Genomic DNA, 17,391 nt, shown 5'->3' with positions numbered 1-17,391 from the left:
CTCAGTCGGTCAGTGTCAGCATGCCCGGTCCTCGTCAACTCCGCAGGCCCCGTACCGCGTCGAGCAGGTGTGGGAGTCCGGCGCCCCGGTCGGTCAGGTGCAGCCGGAGCACCGGCCGGCCCCGCTGGGCGAGAGCCTCGCGGTCACCCGCGGCCTGCGCGGCCTGCAACTGCCCGAACGAGTACGGCTTGCCGGGCACCGCCAGGTCGTCGGCGACATCCCCGGTGATCTGGAGGTACGACCCGAGCTGCGGACCACCCTTGTGGTACTGCCCGGTCGAGTGCAGGAACCGGGGTCCCCAGCCGAAGGTGACCGGCCGACCGGAGGCGGCGGCGAGTCCGGGGCGGACCTGCGCGGTCTTGGCATCGGCGAACCGGTCCAGGTACGCCATCACGGCCAGGTAGCCGCCCTCGCCGAGCCCGTCCAGCAGCAGCCGCAGCGCCCCGGTCAGGTCGCCGGGGAGCGGGTCGGTCCCCTGCGGCTCGCCCGGGAACCAGTACCCCTCGATCCCGCCGTCGACGAAGGTCGGCGTCTCGATCGGCAGCCCGGTGTCGAGCAGCCGGTTGGTGTTCTCCTTGGACTCGGTCACGTTCGGCTGGTTGAACGGGTCGATCCCGAGTACCACCCCGGCGACGGCGGTGGCGTACTCCCAGGCCAGGAACTGTGCGCCCAGCGGGCCGTTCACCGCCAGGTCGGGCCGGAGCCCGCCGCCGGGCACCGCACCGGCGGCGAGTCCGCCGCCGTAGGTGACGGTGAGTACGTCCGGCCCGGTCGCACCGGGGCTGCTCGGGTCCTCGACCACCACCGGCAGGATCCCGACGCCGTTCTTACCGGTCGACTCGGCGATCAACTGCTCGGCCCAGTCCCCGAGGCCGTCGATGCCGGTGCCGTCCGAGACCAGCGCGACCTTGTCCCGGCCAGTGGTGGCGGCGGCACCGAGCGCGGCGCCGAGCGCCAGCCCGGGGTTGTCCCGCGGCCCGCCGAGTGACCCGGCCAGCTCTTCGGCCTGGTCCAGCAGCTCGGCCACCTCGACCCCGGCCAGCGCCGACGGGACCAGTCCGAACGCGGTCAGCGCAGAGTAGCGCCCGCCGACGTCCGGATCGGCGAGCACCACGAAGGCGCCCATCTCGGCGGCGGTGTCGGCCAGCGGCGAGCCGGGGTCGGTGACAATCACGAAGCGCCGGCCGGCCTCCGCCTCGGTCAGCCCGGCGTCGAGGAACGCCTGCCAGTACGCCCGGCGGTGGCTGTCGGTCTCCACGGTCGAGCCGGACTTGCTGGCCACCACGACGACGGTCCGGTCCAGCCGGTCGGCGATCGCCGCCCGCACCTGCCCGGGGTCGGTGGTGTCCAGCACGGTCAGCGACCTGCCGAGGGTACGGGTGATCACCTCGGGGGCCAGCGACGAGCCGCCCATCCCGGCCAGTACCACGTGGTCGAGGTCGGCCAGCTCGGACTTCAGCTCGGCGAGTTGGGGAAGCAGTTCCCGGCTGCGCCGGAAGGTGTCCACCCAGCCGAGCCGGATCGCCGCCTCGGCCCGCGCGTCCGGTCCCCACAGCGTGGGGTCCTTGCCGACCAACCGGGCCGGTACGTCCGCGGCGAGCAGGGCGGCCCGGGCCGAGGCCGGGGCGGCGGCGTCGACCGCCTCCGCACCGTAGACGGCGAGTCCGGCCGCCCCTTCGCACCCGCCGTCGAGCAGATCCTCACTCATGCCGGCACTCCGCTTCGCTCCGTGCCGTCATGAGGCACATCGGCACTGAGCTGGCTGATTCGCTCGCTACGCTCGCTCATGACAGCACTCCGCTTCGCTCCGTGCCGTCATGAGGCACATCGGCACCGTGCTGGCTTCGTCCGCTCACGCGTTGCCTCCTGCCCTGGCGGCCGCCTCGGCGTTCTCCCCGGCGGCGTGGTTCGGCTCCCCGGCGCCCTCCGCGGCGGCCTGCAGCGACTTGCGCATGCCGTCCAGCAGCTCCAGCCAGCTCGTCTCGAACTTCTCCACGCCCTCCCGCTCCAGGGTGGCGATCACGTCGTCGAAGTCGACGCCGGCCTCGGCCAGTCCGGTGAGGACCTCCCGGGCCTGCGAGTAGGCGCCGGTGACGGTGTCCGGGCGTACCTCGCCGTGCTCGGCGAAGGCGTCGATGACCGGCTCCGGCATGGTGTTGACGGTGCCGGGGGCGATCAGCTCCTCGACGTAGATCACATCGCGGTACTCCGGGTTCTTCGTGGAGGTGGAGGCCCAGAGCGGGCGCTGCGGGTGGGCGCCGGCGTCGGCCAGCGCCCGCCAGCGGTCCGAGGAGAAGACCTCGGAGTACCGCTCGTAGGCGAGCTGCGCGTTGGCGACCGCCGCCCTGCCCTTCAGCGCGGCCAGGTCCGGCCGGCCGAGCTTGTCGAGTCGCTTGTCCACCTCTGTGTCGACCCGGGAGACGAAGAACGAGGCCACCGAGGCGATCTTGCTCAGGTCGTGCCCGTTCGCCTTCGCCTGCTCCAGTCCGGCCAGGAACGCCTCCATCACCTGCGAGTAGCGCTCCAACCCGAAGATCAGCGTGACGTTCACGCTGATCCCGGCGGCCAGGGTCGCGGTGATGGCCGGCAGCCCGGCCTCGGTCGCCGGGATCTTGATGAACAGGTTCGGCCGGTCGATCAGCCACCACAGGGCCTTCGCCTCGGCCACCGTCGGCTCGGTCCGGTACGCCAGCCGCGGGTCCACCTCGATCGAGACCCGACCGTCCACCGCGGCGCTGCTGTCGTACGCCGGACGCATCACGTCACAGGCCCACCGCACGTCGTACGTGGTCAGCGCGCGAACCGCCTCCTCGACGCTGACCCCGCGCACCGCCAGGTCGCGCAGCTGCCAGTTGTACTCGTCCGCGTCACTGAGCGCCTTGGCGAAGATGGTCGGGTTGGTGGTCACCCCGACCAGATGCTTCTCCCGGCGCAGCTGGTCCAGGTTGCCAGAACTCAACCGAACCCTTGAAAGATCGTCGAGCCAGACCGCCACTCCCGCGGCGCTGAGCTCACCCAACCGGTCAGTCATGTCTGCAACGCTCCCTCAGTTGCCGGTGGTCTCACCGGTGATCTGGCCGACCCGGGTCAGCGACGCGTGTGCGGCCGCGACGATCCGGTCGGCGGTGAATCCGAACTGTTCGAAGAGCACGCTGTGCGGTGCGCTCGCGCCGTAGTGCTCCAGGCTGACCGCCTCGCCGGCGTCGCCGATCACGTCCCGCCAGGACATCGCGATGCCGGCCTCGACGCTGACCCGGGCCCGCACGTCGCGGGGGAGTACGGCGTCCTGGTAGGCCGAGTCCTGCTCCCGGAACCACTCCTGGCAGGGCATCGAGACCACCCGGGTCGGGGTGCCCTCGGCCTCCAGCCGTTCCCGGGCGGTCAGGCAGAGCTGCACCTCGGAGCCGGTGCCGATCAGGATCACCGCCGGCTGCGCGTTCGACGCCTCGGCCAGCACGTAGCCGCCCTTGACGGTCTGGTCGGCGCCGGCCAGCTCGGCGCGGTCCAGGGTCGGCAGCGGTTGCCGGCTCAGCGCCAGCGCGGACGGCCGGTCGGTGTTCTCCAGCGCCCGCCGCCAGGCCCAGGCGGTCTCGTTGGCGTCGGCCGGCCGGATCACGTCCAGGCCGGGGATGGCACGCAGCGCGGTCAGGTGCTCGACCGGCTGGTGGGTCGGGCCGTCCTCGCCGAGACCGATCGAGTCGTGCGTCCAGACGTAGACCACCGGCAGTTTCATCAGCGCGGCGAGCCGGACCGCCGGGCGCATGTAGTCGCTGAACACCAGGAAGGTGCCGCCGTACGGGCGGGTGCCGCCGTGCAGCGCGATGCCGTTCAGGATCGCGCCCATCGCGTGCTCGCGGATGCCGAAGTGCAGCGTGCGGCCGTACTCGTTGCCGGGGAACGCCTTGGTGGCGTACTCGCTGGGAACGAAGGACGGCTCGCCCTCCATGGTGGTGTTGTTGCTCTCGGCCAGGTCGGCCGAGCCGCCCCAGAGCTCCGGCAGCACCGGGGCCAGGGCGTTCAGGACCTTGCCGGAGGCGGCCCGGGTGGCGATCCCCTTCGCGTCCGCCGGGAACTCCGGCAGCGCGTCGGTCCAGCCCGCCGGCAGCGTACGGGTGGCGAGCCGGTCGTGCAGCGCCTTGCGCTCCGGGTTGGCGTCCGCCCACGCCTGGTACGCGGTCTCCCACTCGGCGTGCGCGGTTCGCCCCCGCTCCAGCACCTGCCGGGCGTGCGCCAGCACCGCGTCGTCGACCTCGAAGTGCCGTCCCGGGTCGAAACCGAGCAGCTTCTTGGTCTCGGCCACCTCCTCGGCGCCGAGCGCCGAGCCGTGGATCTTGCCGGTGTTCTGCTTGGTCGGCGCCGGCCAGCCGATGATGGTGCGCAGCGCGATGAACGACGGCCGGCCGGTCTCGGCCCTGGCGGCCAGCAGCGCGGCGTGCAGCGCCTCGACGTCCTCGTGGTAGTGGCCCTGGTCCGCGTCGCCGCTGCGCCAGTCGACGGTCTGCACGTGCCAGCCGTACGCCTCGTAGCGGGCGGACACGTCCTCGCTCTTGGCGATCCGGGTGTCGTCCTCGATCGAGATCTCGTTGTCGTCGTAGATCAGGATCAGGTTGCCCAGCCGCTGGTGCCCGGCGAGCGCGCTGGCCTCGTGGCTGATCCCCTCCTCGATGTCGCCGTCCGAGGCGATGCACCAGATGTGGTGGTCGAAGGGGGAGGCGCCGGGCGCGGCGTCCGGGTCCAGCAGGCCACGCTCGCGCCGCGCGGCCATCGCCATCCCGACCGCGTTGCCGAGCCCCTGCCCGAGCGGGCCGGTGGTGGTCTCCACGCCCCGGGTGTGCCCGTGCTCGGGGTGGCCGGGGGTGAGCGAACCCCATTGCCGCAGCGCCTTGAGGTCGCCCAGGCCGAGGCCGTAGCCGCTCAGGTAGAGCTGGATGTAGAGGGTGAGGCTGCTGTGCCCCGCCGACAGTACGAACCGGTCCCGACCGGTCCAGTCGGGGTGCGTCGGGTCGTGCCGCATGACCCGGTTGAACAGCAGGTAGGCGGCGGGCGCAAGGCTCATCGCCGTACCCGGATGGCCGTTGCCGGATTTCTCCACGGCGTCCATGGCCAGCACGCGGACGGTGTCGACGGCACGCTGGTCGAGATCGGACCAGGTCAGCGAGGTTTGCTCGGGTCGATTGTCAGCCACGATCGTGTGTGCTCCTCGGCGTGATGGGCGGAACCCTCCCTCATGACCCTAGCGACCGCTTCCGCGCGCCAACCCCCGGATCTCGTCCAGCGGCCACGCGGTTCGCCGGAAGTGTGATCGTTCGCACCGGGGAAGGGTCGCCCGGGCAGCGAAAACGACGACGCGTAGGCTGTCGGTCGGCGTGCAGGCCCGGTCGGCCGCCCGCCAACCGCGCTGCCTCCGCAGCCAATCACCGTGTGTCAACGCCGGAAGGTGGCAATCCGTGAGCATGATCACCGAGCGCCCCGTGACCGGCGATGCCCCGGCCGCGGGGGCCCAGGGCGAGGTCACCCGGCGACCGGACGTGCGCGCCCGGATCCGGGCCTACGTCGCGCTGACCAAGCCACGGATCGTCGAGCTACTGCTGATCTCCACGGTGCCGACGATGATGCTGGCCGCGGACGGGATTCCGTCGCTCTGGCTGGTCGGCGTGGTGCTGGTCGGCGGATCGCTGGCTGCGGGCGCGGCCAACGCGCTCAACTGCTACATCGACCGGGACATCGACCAGGTGATGAAGCGGACCAAGCGGCGCCCGCTGCCGACGCACATCGTGGCGCCCCGCAGTGCGCTGGTCTTCGGCCTGGTGCTGGCGGCGGTCTCGGTGACCCTGATGGCGGTCTTCACCAACTGGCTGGCCACCGCGCTGACCCTCGGTGCGATCGCCTACTACGACCTCGTCTACACCCTGTGGTTGAAGCGGACCACCTGGCAGAACACCTTCTGGGGCGGCATCTGCGGCTCGGCTCCGGTGCTGATCGGCTGGGCGGCGGTGACGGGCTCGCTCTCGGCGCAGGCCTGGGGGCTGTTCGCGGTGGTGTTCTTCTGGCAGCTGCCGCACTTCTACGCCCTGGCAATCAAGTTCAAGGACGACTATGCCCGGGCCGGCATCCCGATGCTGCCGGTGGTGGCCTCGGTCCGCCGGGTCACGACCGAGATCGTGGGCTACACCTGGTTGACCGTGGTGGCGTCGGTGCTGGTCTGGCCGCTGGGCATGGGCCCGGTCTACGGGGTCACCGCGCTGGCGGCGGGCGGGATGTTCGTCGTCGAGGCGCACCGGTTGAGCCAGCGGGCCGCCCGGGGCGAGTCAATCAAGCCGATGCGGTTGTTCCACTGGTCGATCACGTACCTGACGGTCCTCTTCGCCGCGGTCGCGGTCGACGCACTGCTGTAGCCTTTCGCGGCTTTTGCCCCTGTTCGTCCTGTTCACCCGTCATTGAACGTGAATAATGGTTTTGAATTAATCGCGTATACGCGGAAAAATCGCCCAAAGCTGGTGAGTGGTTCCGGTAAACGTCGTCGTAATTGGGATCACAAATTATCGGTAGCTGCCCCGCGCGGCCGGCGAAGTCTGCTTAGGCTTCGCGTTATGGCAGAAGGTTCCGATACGACGCCGACGGGCGAGCAGACCGTCGCGGGCCAGACACCCAACGGTCTGGTCGCCGGCATCCAGTCGTTCGCGGCTGGGCACGGTGGCGCGAAGGCGGTCATCGAGTACGTCGGCAAGCGGGGCGCACGCATTGTCCTGGTGGGGGAGGACGGCGTGTGGGCTGACCAGTTCGCGGAGAGTACCGACGTCGCGCGACTGGCCTGCGCCAAGGCGGGGGTCGCCGTGGAGAACGAATGGGAGCGGGAACTGATGGACCAGATGCGTCCGAGTAACGACCTATGGCGGTCGATGGCTCGACGTGCCCTGGCTCGTTGATAATTTTGTCCGATAACATCCGCGCGACCCGGGGCCAGCGGCCCCGGGTCGCTCTCGTTACCTGTGCCGAACTTCCTGGACTCGACCCCGATGACCGGCTCCTGCTGGAGCCGCTCGCCGAACGCGGCATCCGGGTCGAGCCGGCGGTATGGGACGACCCGGGCGTGGACTGGGCCGGCTACGCCCTGGCGGTGCTCCGCTCGCCGTGGGACTATCCGACCCGGCGCGCCGAGTTCGTCGCCTGGGCCGAGACCGTGCCCCGGCTGGCCAATCCGGCCGACCTGGTGCGCTGGAACACCGACAAGCGCTACCTGCGGGAACTCACCGAGGCCGACCTGCCGACCGTGCCGACGACCTGGCTCGGCCCGGACACCGCCTGGACCCTCCCGTCGGCGCCCGGCGAATACGTCGTCAAGCCCGTCGTCGGCGCCGGAAGCCTGGACACCGGCCGGTACGACCTGGCCGACGCGGAGCAGCGCGACCTTGCCGCCGCACACGTGCAGCGACTCCAGGCGGCGGGTCGGTGGGTGATGGTGCAGCCGTACCTGGCCGCCGTGGACACCGCCGGGGAGACCGCGCTGCTCTACGTCGCCGGCCCGGACGGGCTCCGGTTCAGTCACGCGGTCCGGAAGGGGGCGATCCTGGTCGGCCCGGACCACGGCGTCGAGGGGCTGTTCCGGCCGGAGGAGATCACCCCGCGTACCCCGGCCGAGCCGGAACTCGCGGTCGCCGAGCGGGTACTGGCGGCGTTGCCCGGCGGGCCGGAGCGGCCGCTCTACGCCCGGGTGGACCTGATTCCGGGCCCGGACGGCGCACCGGTGCTGGTCGAGCTGGAACTGACCGAGCCGTCGCTCTTCCTGGCCCACGAGCCGGGCGCGGCCGACCGGCTGGCCGACGCCATCGCCGCCCGCCTCGGCTGAGGGTGTGACGAAGGGCCCCCGCTACAACGGAAGACGACAGGAGGGGGCCCTTCCTCACACCCGTTCGAGTAGCCGGGGGTCGGTGGTGGGGGGTGGGGCGGCGGCCGGGGCGGTGCGTTGCCGGGTCGACCAGAGCACCGCGAGGGCGGCGAGCCAGACCAGGCAGGAGCCGAGCATGTGCGTGCCGACCAGCGTCACCGGCAGGCCGGTGAAGTACTGCACGAAGCCGATCAGGCCCTGGCCGAGTTCGGCGAGGACCAGCAGGCCGGCCGCCCGGACCGCGCCGGCCGGTGCGCCGACCGCGCGGAACGCGAACCAGATGGCGATGGAGAGACCGAGCAGCAGGAAGACCGAGTCGGCGTGCACCTGGGAGATGGACTCCGGATCCAGGCCGTTACGGGCCGCCCCGGAGTCGCCGGAGTGCGGGCCGCTGCCGGTCACCCAGGTGCCGACCACGAGTACCGCGGCGGCCACCCCGGCGGTCAGCCAGGCGAGTGCCCGCAGCGGTGCCGGTACGACGAGCCGGGCCGGCCCGTCTGGTTCGAGGGTCCGGCGCCAGAACGCGTACGCGGCCGCGATCACCGCCATCGAGGCGAGGAAGTGCAGCCCGACCACCCACGGGTTCAGGTCGGTGAGCACGGTGATCCCGCCGATCACCGCCTGCGCCGGGATCCCGAACGCGGCGCCGACGCTGAGCAGCCGGAGTTGCCGGCGGGCGGGGCGCTGCCGCCAGGCGGCGACGACTCCGGCGATGACCACGGCGGCGAGCACGAAGGTGAGCAGCCGGTTGCCGAACTCGATCACCCCGTGCACGCCCATCTCGGCGGTGGTCACGTACGAGGAGTCGGTGCAGCGGGGCCAGGTGGGGCAGCCGAGTCCGGACTTGGTCAACCGGACCGCACCGCCGGTCACGACGATCAGCACGTTCCCCACCACGGAGGCGAGGGCCAGCCGCGACAGGGTGGGTTTGCCAGAAAATTCGCCGAATCGGCTCACGGCGGCCATGGTACGTGCAAATGTGATCATGCTGGGCGGCGCGTCCGTCGTCCGGTGGTCTGGATCACCGGACCCCGGATTTGCAGACCAAGGACGAAATACGTAACGTTGGCGTAGTGAAAAACCTGGCGGCGTTCTCGGAGCAGGAGCGGGTGACCCATCCGGTCACCGGTTCCGCCGTGGCCGCCGCCGGTGGGGGCGCCGGTCCGGACGGCCGCCCCACCCGGGACCGGGTGACCCAGCTGCTGCTGGAGCACGGCGCGGCCACCGCCGCGCAGCTCGGCGCGGAGCTGGGGCTCAGTCCGGCGGCGATCCGCCGGCACCTGGACGCGATGCTCGCCGACGGCGACGTGATCGCCCGCGACCAGGTCGTGCGTGGCCAGCGCGGTCGGGGGCGTCCCGCCCGGATCTTCCGGCTCACCGATTCCGGTCGGCGTCGCTGCGGCACCCACACCTACGACGGGATGGCCACCGCCGCGCTGCGCTGGATCTCCCGGCACGGTGGGCCGGACGCGGTCGAGGCCTTCGCCGCCGAGCAGGTCGCGGCGCTGGAGGCGCGTTGCCGGGCCGCCATGGAGGGCGCCGGGGACGACCCGCTGGCCAGGGCCGAGGCACTCGCCGGGGCGCTGACCGCGGAGGGCTACGCTGCCAACGCGTCCACGATCGCCTCCGGCGGGCAGCTGTGCCAGCACCACTGCCCGGTGGCCCACGTGGCCGTCGAGTTTCCCCAGCTGTGCGAGGCCGAGACGGCGGTCATCTCCCGCCTGGTCGGCAGCCACGTGCAGCGCCTCGCCACCATCGCCCACGGCGACGAGGTGTGCACCACGCACATCCCGGCCCAGCCCAAACCTTCCGCCAGCAGTGTGAGGACAGATAGATGACCGAGCAGATCGTCCAGCCCATGACGCAGGAGGAGCAGCTCGCCGCTCTGGGTCGCTACGAGTACGGCTGGGCCGACTCCGACATCGCCGGTGCCGCCGCCCAGCGGGGCCTGAACGAGGCCGTGGTCCGGGACATCTCCGCCAAGAAGGACGAGCCCGCCTGGATGCTCGACCTGCGGCTGAAGGGGCTGCGGCTGTTCGGCCGCAAGCCGATGCCGAACTGGGGCGCCGACCTGGGCGGGATCGACTTCGACAACATCAAGTATTTCGTACGGTCCACCGAGAAGCAGGCCGCGAGCTGGGAGGACCTGCCCGAGGACATCAAGAACACCTACGACAGGCTTGGCATCCCGGAGGCCGAGAAGCAGCGGCTGGTCGCCGGTGTCGCCGCGCAGTACGAGTCCGAGGTGGTCTACCACAAGATCCGTGAGGACCTGGAGGAGCAGGGTGTCGTCTTCCTGGACACCGACACCGCGCTCAAGGAGCACGAGGACCTCTTCAAGGAGTACTTCGGCACGGTGATCCCGGTCGGCGACAACAAGTTCGCCGCGCTGAACACCTCGGTCTGGTCCGGCGGCTCCTTCATCTACGTGCCGAAGGGCGTGCACGTGGAGATCCCGCTCCAGGCGTACTTCCGGATCAACACCGAGAACATGGGGCAGTTCGAGCGGACCCTGATCATCGTCGACGAGGGCGCGTACGTGCACTACGTCGAGGGCTGCACCGCGCCGATCTACTCCTCCGACTCGCTGCACAGCGCGGTCGTCGAGATCATCGTCAAGAAGAACGCGCGCTGCCGCTACACGACCATCCAGAACTGGTCGAACAACGTCTACAACCTGGTCACCAAGCGGGCGGTCTGCCACGAGGGCGCGACCATGGAGTGGGTCGACGGGAACATCGGCTCCAAGGTGACCATGAAGTACCCGGCGGTCTTCATGACCGGCGAGCACGCCAAGGGCGAGGTGCTCTCGGTGGCGATGGCCGGTGAGGGCCAGCACCAGGACGCCGGTGCCAAGATGGTGCACGCCGCGCCGCACACCTCCAGCACGATCGTCTCCAAGTCGATCGCCCGGGGTGGTGGCCGGACCTCCTACCGGGGCCTGGTGCAGGTGCTGGAGGGCTCGCACCACAGCAAGAGCACCGTCAAGTGCGACGCGCTGCTGGTCGACACCATCTCCCGGTCGGACACCTACCCGTACGTCGACATCCGCGAGGACGACGTGGCGATGGGGCACGAGGCGACCGTCTCCAAGGTCAGCGAGGACCAGCTCTTCTACCTGATGAGCCGGGGCCTGAGCGAGGACGAGGCGATGGCGATGATCGTGCGCGGCTTCATCGAGCCGATCGCCAAGGAACTCCCGATGGAGTACGCACTGGAGCTCAACCGGCTGATCGAGCTGCAGATGGAGGGTGCGGTCGGCTGACGCCCGCACCGCCCGTCGATCCGCCTTGCGACCTCGTCGAGACAAGACCAAGGAAGAGATGACTACCGAAGCATTCGCGCCCGCGCCGGTCGCGCAGACCAAGGCGCAGACACTCCGCTCGTACGACGTCCGCGACTTCCCGGCCCTGACCGGCCTGGAGGAGGAGTGGCGGTTCACCCCGCTGAAGCGGCTGCGTGGTCTGGCCGACGACACCTTCACCCCGGTCGACGGCCGGCTGCGCTACGAGGTCACCGCGCTGCCGGACGGGGTGACGTTCGGCGGCGTGCCCCAGGGTGACGCCCGGATCGGCAGCGTGCTGACCCCGTTCGACCGGATCAGCGCGCTGGCGCACGGCCGGGCCGGCGAGGCGGTGGTCGTCGCGGTGGCCCCGGAGACCCGGCCGGCCGAGCCGGTGACCGTGCGGCTGGTCGGGCAGGGCGCCGATGGTGCCTCCTTCGGGCACACCTTCCTCGACGTCGGCCGGTTCGCCGAGGTCACCCTGGTGCTGGAGCAGACCGGTTCGGTGACCCTGGCCGACAACGTCGAGGTCGCGGTCGGCGAGGGCGCGAAACTGACCCTGGTCACCGTCGCCGACTGGGCGCCGGACGCGGTGCAGGCCCAGCACCTCAAGGTCCGGCTCGGCCGCGACGCCGAGGTGACGCACATCCAGGTGAGCCTGGGCGGGGACCTGGTCCGGCAGTACACCAGCGTGGAGTACACCGGCCGGGGCGGCGAGGCCGAACTCTACGGCCTCTACTTCGCCGACGCCGGTCAGCACCTGGAGCACCGCCAGATGGTCGACCACAGCGTGCCGGACTGCCGCAGCTACGTCGGCTACCGGGGCGCGTTGCAGGGCGCGGACGCGCACACCGTCTGGGTCGGCGACGTGCTGATCCGGGCCGCCGCCACCGGCACCGACACGTACGAGATCAACCGCAACCTGGTGCTGACCGACGGCGCCCGCGCCGACTCGGTACCCAACCTGGAGATCGAGACCGGTGAGGTGGCCGGCGCCGGGCACGCCAGCGCGACCGGGCGTTTCGACGACGAGCAGCTCTTCTACCTGATGTCCCGGGGCATTCCCGAGGACGAGGCACGCAAGCTGGTGGTCCGGGGCTTCTTCGGCGAACTGCTGAACAAGATCCCGGCCGAGGAACTGCGCGACCGGCTGGGCGAGCAGATCGAGACCAGGCTGATGAAGGCCGGGGCCGGCGGTTCATGATGATCCGGATCTGTTCGACCGAGGACGTGCCGAAGGGCAGCGTCATCTCCGCGGACGTGGACGGGACGGAGATCGCCGTCGTGCACGCCGAGGACGGCAACTTCTACGCCATCTACGACGAGTGCTCGCACGCCGCCGTCCCGCTCTCCGAGGGCGAGGTCGACGGCTGCACCCTGGAGTGCTGGCTGCACGGCTCCCGCTTCGACCTGCGTACCGGCGAGCCGACCGGACTGCCGGCGACCGAACCCGTACCCGTATACCCCGTCGAGATCCGCGACGGCGACATCTACCTGAGTCTCACACCGAGCAATGGAGTTACCGCACCATGAGCGTTCTGGAGATCCGTGACCTGCAGGTGTCGGTCCGGCTGCCCGAGGGCGAGCTGAAGCCGATCCTGGCCGGGGTCGACCTCACCGTGCGGGCGGGGGAGACCCACGCGATCATGGGCCCTAACGGGTCCGGCAAGTCGACGCTGGCGTACTCGATCGCCGGCCACCCGAAGTACGAGATCACCGGCGGCGAGGTGCTGCTGGACGGCCAGGACGTGCTGTCGATGGCCGTGGACGAGCGGGCCCGGGCCGGCCTCTTCCTGGCCATGCAGTACCCGGTCGAGGTGCCCGGGGTGTCGGTGGCGAACTTCCTGCGTACCGCGAAGACCGCGATCGACGGCGAGGCGCCGAAGCTGCGTACCTGGGCCGGCGAGCTGCGCGGCGCGATGGAGCGGCTCCAGATGGACCCGGCGTTCGGCCAGCGCAACGTGAACGAGGGCTTCTCCGGCGGCGAGAAGAAGCGGCACGAGATCGTCCAGCTCGAACTGCTCAGGCCGAAGGTGGCGATTCTCGACGAGACCGACTCCGGCCTCGACATCGACGCCCTGCGGGTGGTCAGCGAGGGAGTCAACCGGGTCCGGGAGACCGGCGAGACGGGCCTGCTGCTGATCACCCACTACACCCGGATCCTCCGCTACATCAGGCCGGACTTCGTGCACGTCTTCGTCGCCGGCCGGATCGTCGAGGAGGGCGGCCCGGAACTGGCCGAGAAGCTCGAGGCCGAGGGCTACGAGCGGTACGCCACCGGCGCCGGCACGGCCCGGGTCTGAGGGCCGGAAGGGCGCCGTCGAGATGACCACGATCGCGATCCCGCCGGGGATGCCACAGTACGACGACGCGCCGCGCTACGACGTCGAGGCGGTACGCGCCGACTTCCCGATCCTGCGGCGCGAGGTCAACGGCCACCCGATGGTCTACCTCGACAGCGCGAACACCTCGCAGAAGCCCCGGCAGGTGCTGGACGTGCTGCGCGAGCACTACGAGCGGCACAACGGCAACGTCTCCCGCTCGGTGCACACGGTCGGGACGGAGGCGACCGAGGCGTACGAGGCGGCCCGGGCGAAGGTGGCGACCTTCGTCAACGCGCCGAGTCCGGAGGAGGTGGTCTTCACCAAGAACTCCACCGAGGCGATCAACCTGGTCGCGTACGCCTTCTCCAACGCCTCGCTCGGCGGCGCGGCCGGCGACCCGAGGTTCCGGCTCGGGCCGGGCGACGAGATCGTGATCTCCGAGATGGAGCACCACTCGAACATCGTGCCGTGGCAACTGCTCTGCGAGCGGACCGGCGCCACGCTGCGCTGGTTCCCGGTCACCGACGGCGGCCGACTCGACGAGTCGGGGCTGGCGGAGCTGGTCAACGAGCGGACCAGGCTGGTCTCGATCGTCCACATGTCGAACATCCTCGGCACGATCAACGCCACCGCCCGGATCGCCGAGCGGGTCCGCCAGGTCGGCGCGCTGCTGCTGCTCGACTGCTCGCAGTCGGTGCCGCACCTGCCGGTGGACGTGGTCGACCTGGATGCCGACTTCATCGCGTTCACCGGGCACAAGATGTGCGCGCCGAGCGGGATCGGGGTGCTCTGGGGCCGGGGCGAGCTGCTGGCCGCGATGCCGCCGGTCTTCGGCGGCGGTTCGATGATCGAGACGGTGAGCATGTCCGGCTCGACGTACGCGCCGCCGCCGGCCCGGTTCGAGGCGGGTACACCGCCGATCGCCGAGGCGGTGGCGCTGGGTGCGGCGGTGGACTACCTGACCGGGATCGGCATGGAGGCGATCCAGTGGCACGAGAAGGAGCTGACGGCGTACGCGCTGGACGCCCTGGCGACGGTGCCCGGACTGCGGATCTTCGGCCCGGCGGTACCCGTCGGCCGGGGCGGGACGATCTCGTTCGCGCTGGACGACATCCACCCGCACGACGTGGGTCAGGTGCTGGACGCCGAGGGCATCGAGGTGCGGGTCGGTCATCACTGTGCGCGACCGATCTGCGTCCGGTTCGGCGTACCGGCGACGACCCGCGCCTCGTTCTACCTGTACACCACGACCAGCGAGGTCGACGCCCTGGTGCGCGGTCTGGAACAGGTACGGAAGGTGTTCGGGTAATGCAGGTGGACCAGCTCTACCAGGAGATCATCCTGGATCACTACAAGCATCCGCACGGGCGTGGGCTGCGCGAGCCGTACGCTGCCGAGGCGCACCACGTCAACCCCACCTGCGGGGACGAGGTGACCGTCCGGGTCGCGGTGGACGACGACACGCTCAGTGACGTCTCCTACGACGGTCTGGGCTGCTCGATCAGCCAGGCGTCGGCGAGCGTGCTGCACGAGCTGCTCAGCGGTAGGGACACCGGGGCGGCGTTGGCGGTGCACTCCGCGTTCGTCGAGCTGATGTCCGGGCGCGGGCGGGTGACCCCGGACGAGGAACTGCTCGGCGACGCGGTGGCGTTCGCCGGGGTGGCCCGCTATCCGGCGCGGGTGAAGTGCGCGCTGCTGCCCTGGATGGCGTTCAAGGACGCCGCGGCCCGGGCCGGCGTGGATGTCGAGGTGGCCGGCGACGAGAACGGTATCGAGCGGAGCGAGGTGAAGACGGCATGACTGATCAGGACACGACGACCGGGTCGGCCGCGTCGACGGGGTCGACCGGCAGGGCCGCGGTCGCCGACATCGAAGAGGCGATGAAGGACGTCGTCGACCCCGAGCTGGGCATCAACGTGGTCGACCTCGGTCTGGTCTACGGCGTACACGTCGACGACGAGAACGTCGCTACCCTGGACATGACGCTGACCTCGGCGGCCTGCCCGCTGACCGACGTGATCGAGGACCAGGCCCGGCAGGCGCTGACCACCGGCCCCGGCGGTGGCCTGGTCGACGACATCCGGATCAACTGGGTATGGCTCCCCCCGTGGGGGCCCGACAAGATCACCGACGAGGGCCGCGACCAGCTGCGGGCGCTCGGCTTCAACGTCTGAGGTACGGGGAGGGGCTCCTCCGCTCCCATCGCGGGCCGGCACCGGCCAGCCCACCCGGGTCGCCACGACCCGCGCCGACAGTTCGTGTGCGGGATCTGTGCGTCCGGGCGGCAGGCTGACCGATCGAGAAATGCCATCGATCGAGAAATGCCGTTGCCCGTTTCCGCGTGAGGAGCCTGGATTGGAACCGTTCGAACCCCGGTTGGTCCGACGACCGAGGTACCTGGCGTGGCTGCCGGTCGTCACGGTGGCGTCCGTGCTGGTCGGCGGCGCCCCGGCAGCCGGCGACACCGCCCGCCGCGCGCCGGCCGAGCTGCCGACCGGCGCCGTCTCCGCGTCGACCGACGTACGTGTGCCGGCCACCGTCGACACGTACGTGGTGCAGGAGGCGCCGACCACGGTGTACGGCTCCGCCACGAAACTGGCGGCGTCCAACTGGTCCACCCCCTGGCACTCCCAGATCTACCTTCGGTTCTCCCTGCCCGCCCCGCCGGCCGGTCAGCGCCTCTCCGCGGCCCGGTTGGAGCTGACCTTCCAGAAGCTGACGCAGCAGCCGTCCGCGCTGGAACTGCGGCAGGTGAGCAACTCGACCTGGTCCGAGGCGATCACCTACGCCACCCGGCCGGCCACCGGCGCCGTCCTGACGACGACGGCCATTCCCGGGTCGGGAGCGACCCAGCTCTCCGTGAACGTCCCGACCGCGGCCGCGACCACCGGTCCGGTGTCGTTCGCGTTGACCAACCCGACCGCCCAGTCCGCGGCCGTCTTCCACTCCCGTGAACACGGCGCCGACGGACCGGCCGTCGTGCTCTCGTACACCTCCGTCTCGGGAACGACGCTCTGCGGCGCGTCCTTCGCCCGGGAGAACGGCGAGAGCTGGGCGGGGGCACTCGCCCGGGAGGATTCCCTGTTCAACGGGTTGGAGGCGGTCCGGTTCTTCCACGGCAGCGTGCCGCCGGCCTGGCCGGGACCGCTCGACGTCGGTGACCGCACCTTCGTGGTGTCGTTCAAGGGCAACGCCCGCGACCACGCGGCCGGCGTGCACGACGCACACATGCGGCAGTGGTTCGCCAGCGCGCCACGGGACCGCGACATCTACTGGATCTACTACCACGAGCCGGAGGACAACATCCGGGACGGCGAGTTCACCGCGGCGGAGTACCGCGCGGCGTGGCGGCACATCAAGGCCCTCGCCGACGAGGCCGGCAACCCGCGACTGCACGCCACCCAGGTGCTGATGCAGTGGACGCTGGTAGCCGAGTCCGGGCGGAACTGGCGGGACTACTACCCCGGCGACGGCGTGCTCGACGTACTGGCCTGGGACGTCTACAACTACGACAGCACCGCCGCGAAGGGCCGCTATCTCGCCCCGGCGACCCTGCTCGACCCGGTGCTGGCGGCGAATGCCTCGGTGGGTCTGCCGTTCGGCGTCGCCGAGATGGGCAGCCACATCGCGGCCGGTGACAACGGCAGCGGACGGGCGGCCTGGGTGACCGCGATGAACGACTATCTGGCGGCGAACGGCTCGCTGTGGAATCTCTGGTTCGACCTCGACTGGTCGACCGGGGACTACCGGCTGCGTGACTCGGCCGGTGCGGCGGTCTGGCGCCAGTTCTGCTCCTAGCCGACCGGCAGCACCGCGCCGACAGGCGCCGGTCAGCGCGGTGGGCGTCGGCGGGATCCCCCGCCGGCGCCCACCGGCCGGTCCGGACCCGGCGGCCGGGT

General features: G+C 70.9%; 16 protein-coding genes. 12 read left to right on the top strand and 4 right to left on the bottom strand.

The window, feature by feature from the left end; all coding sequences use genetic code 11:
- Window positions 1-34: 34 nt before the first annotated feature.
- The 3 genes from ABNF97_RS30555 to tkt all read right to left on the bottom strand — a co-directional run bounded on the left by ABNF97_RS30555 (window position 35) and on the right by tkt (window position 5,185).
- A complete protein-coding gene (locus tag ABNF97_RS30555) occupies window positions 35-1,708 on the bottom strand; it encodes a phosphoglucose isomerase-related protein (RefSeq protein ID WP_130460518.1) in 1,674 nt (557 codons plus the stop codon).
- 144 nt (window positions 1,709-1,852) lie between these two features.
- Complete coding sequence (gene tal, locus ABNF97_RS30550) at window positions 1,853-3,031, bottom strand: transaldolase (RefSeq protein ID WP_130460517.1); 1,179 nt, start codon at window positions 3,029-3,031, stop codon at window positions 1,853-1,855.
- Between the two features lie 15 nt (window positions 3,032-3,046).
- Complete coding sequence (gene tkt / locus ABNF97_RS30545; RefSeq protein ID WP_130460516.1) at window positions 3,047-5,185, bottom strand: transketolase; 2,139 nt, start codon at window positions 5,183-5,185, stop codon at window positions 3,047-3,049.
- A 262-nt stretch (window positions 5,186-5,447) separates the two neighbouring features.
- On the opposite strand from tkt, the gene ABNF97_RS30540 reads away from it, so the two are divergent.
- The 3 genes from ABNF97_RS30540 (at window position 5,448) to ABNF97_RS30530 (ending at window position 7,846) form a co-directional block, all read left to right on the top strand.
- Window positions 5,448-6,395, top strand: a complete 948-nt coding sequence (locus ABNF97_RS30540) for a heme o synthase (protein WP_349340641.1) — start codon at window positions 5,448-5,450, stop codon at window positions 6,393-6,395.
- Between the two features lie 195 nt (window positions 6,396-6,590).
- Window positions 6,591-6,926, top strand: a complete 336-nt coding sequence (locus tag ABNF97_RS30535; RefSeq protein WP_130460514.1) for a hypothetical protein — start codon at window positions 6,591-6,593, stop codon at window positions 6,924-6,926.
- Window positions 6,927-6,928: 2 nt separating this feature from the next.
- Complete coding sequence (locus ABNF97_RS30530; protein ID WP_349340647.1) at window positions 6,929-7,846, top strand: ATP-grasp domain-containing protein; 918 nt, start codon at window positions 6,929-6,931, stop codon at window positions 7,844-7,846.
- Between the two features lie 54 nt (window positions 7,847-7,900).
- On the opposite strand, the gene ABNF97_RS30525 is transcribed toward ABNF97_RS30530, so the two are convergent.
- A complete protein-coding gene (locus tag ABNF97_RS30525) occupies window positions 7,901-8,851 on the bottom strand; it encodes a COX15/CtaA family protein (protein ID WP_502930573.1) in 951 nt (316 codons plus the stop codon).
- Window positions 8,852-8,958: 107 nt separating this feature from the next.
- Here ABNF97_RS30525 and ABNF97_RS30520 point away from each other — a divergent pair, with 107 nt between their 5' ends.
- The 9 genes from ABNF97_RS30520 to ABNF97_RS30480 all read left to right on the top strand — a co-directional run bounded on the left by ABNF97_RS30520 (window position 8,959) and on the right by ABNF97_RS30480 (window position 17,290).
- Window positions 8,959-9,723: a helix-turn-helix transcriptional regulator gene (locus ABNF97_RS30520; RefSeq protein WP_486484441.1), complete on the top strand. Its 765-nt coding sequence runs from the start codon at window positions 8,959-8,961 to the stop codon at window positions 9,721-9,723.
- Complete coding sequence (gene sufB, locus ABNF97_RS30515; RefSeq protein WP_130460511.1) at window positions 9,720-11,150, top strand: Fe-S cluster assembly protein SufB; 1,431 nt, start codon at window positions 9,720-9,722, stop codon at window positions 11,148-11,150. Before ABNF97_RS30520 ends, sufB begins: the two co-directional genes overlap by 4 nt.
- A 58-nt stretch (window positions 11,151-11,208) precedes the next feature.
- On the top strand, window positions 11,209-12,372 hold the full coding sequence (sufD, locus tag ABNF97_RS30510) for a Fe-S cluster assembly protein SufD (protein ID WP_349340639.1): 1,164 nt from the start codon (window positions 11,209-11,211) through the stop codon (window positions 12,370-12,372).
- The gene (locus ABNF97_RS30505; protein WP_130465585.1) at window positions 12,372-12,701 is read left to right on the top strand and encodes a Rieske 2Fe-2S domain-containing protein; all 330 of its coding nucleotides are present in this window, start codon (window positions 12,372-12,374) and stop codon (window positions 12,699-12,701) included. Before sufD ends, ABNF97_RS30505 begins: the two co-directional genes overlap by 1 nt.
- Complete coding sequence (gene sufC, locus ABNF97_RS30500; RefSeq protein WP_130460509.1) at window positions 12,698-13,471, top strand: Fe-S cluster assembly ATPase SufC; 774 nt, start codon at window positions 12,698-12,700, stop codon at window positions 13,469-13,471. The genes ABNF97_RS30505 and sufC overlap by 4 nt, the downstream gene beginning before the upstream one ends.
- 22 nt (window positions 13,472-13,493) lie before the next feature.
- Window positions 13,494-14,801 (top strand): cysteine desulfurase, encoded by a 1,308-nt coding sequence (locus ABNF97_RS30495; protein WP_349340638.1) that lies wholly within the window; start codon window positions 13,494-13,496, stop codon window positions 14,799-14,801.
- Window positions 14,801-15,292, top strand: coding sequence for a Fe-S cluster assembly sulfur transfer protein SufU (sufU, locus tag ABNF97_RS30490; protein ID WP_349340637.1), 492 nt, complete (start codon window positions 14,801-14,803; stop codon window positions 15,290-15,292). The genes ABNF97_RS30495 and sufU overlap by 1 nt, the downstream gene beginning before the upstream one ends.
- A complete protein-coding gene (locus ABNF97_RS30485) occupies window positions 15,289-15,666 on the top strand; it encodes an iron-sulfur cluster assembly protein (RefSeq protein ID WP_130460506.1) in 378 nt (125 codons plus the stop codon). Before sufU ends, ABNF97_RS30485 begins: the two co-directional genes overlap by 4 nt.
- Window positions 15,667-15,847: 181 nt before the next feature.
- Complete coding sequence (locus tag ABNF97_RS30480; protein WP_349340636.1) at window positions 15,848-17,290, top strand: CBM96 family carbohydrate-binding protein; 1,443 nt, start codon at window positions 15,848-15,850, stop codon at window positions 17,288-17,290.
- Window positions 17,291-17,391 lie beyond the last annotated feature (101 nt).

Source organism: Plantactinospora sp. B6F1, assembly GCF_040120695.1.
Classification (GTDB): Bacteria; Actinomycetota; Actinomycetes; order Mycobacteriales; family Micromonosporaceae; genus Plantactinospora.
The sequence above is the reverse complement of the archived record's forward strand: the minus strand, read 5'-3'. Positions and strand labels throughout refer to the sequence as shown.

Excerpts from the sequence above, each read along its gene's own strand:
- ABNF97_RS30555 (WP_130460518.1), bottom strand. The coding sequence starts at position 1,708 with ATGAGTGAGGATCTGCTCGACGGCGGGTGCGAAGGGGCGGCCGGACTC.
- tal (WP_130460517.1), bottom strand. The coding sequence starts at position 3,031 with ATGACTGACCGGTTGGGTGAGCTCAGCGCCGCGGGAGTGGCGGTCTGG.
- ABNF97_RS30535 (WP_130460514.1), top strand. The coding sequence starts at position 6,591 with ATGGCAGAAGGTTCCGATACGACGCCGACGGGCGAGCAGACCGTCGCG.
- ABNF97_RS30525 (WP_502930573.1), bottom strand. The coding sequence starts at position 8,851 with ATGGCCGCCGTGAGCCGATTCGGCGAATTTTCTGGCAAACCCACCCTG.
- sufB (WP_130460511.1), top strand. The coding sequence starts at position 9,720 with ATGACCGAGCAGATCGTCCAGCCCATGACGCAGGAGGAGCAGCTCGCC.
- sufD (WP_349340639.1), top strand. The coding sequence starts at position 11,209 with ATGACTACCGAAGCATTCGCGCCCGCGCCGGTCGCGCAGACCAAGGCG.
- ABNF97_RS30505 (WP_130465585.1), top strand. The coding sequence starts at position 12,372 with ATGATCCGGATCTGTTCGACCGAGGACGTGCCGAAGGGCAGCGTCATC.
- sufC (WP_130460509.1), top strand. The coding sequence starts at position 12,698 with ATGAGCGTTCTGGAGATCCGTGACCTGCAGGTGTCGGTCCGGCTGCCC.
- ABNF97_RS30495 (WP_349340638.1), top strand. The coding sequence starts at position 13,494 with ATGACCACGATCGCGATCCCGCCGGGGATGCCACAGTACGACGACGCG.
- sufU (WP_349340637.1), top strand. The coding sequence starts at position 14,801 with ATGCAGGTGGACCAGCTCTACCAGGAGATCATCCTGGATCACTACAAG.
- ABNF97_RS30485 (WP_130460506.1), top strand. The coding sequence starts at position 15,289 with ATGACTGATCAGGACACGACGACCGGGTCGGCCGCGTCGACGGGGTCG.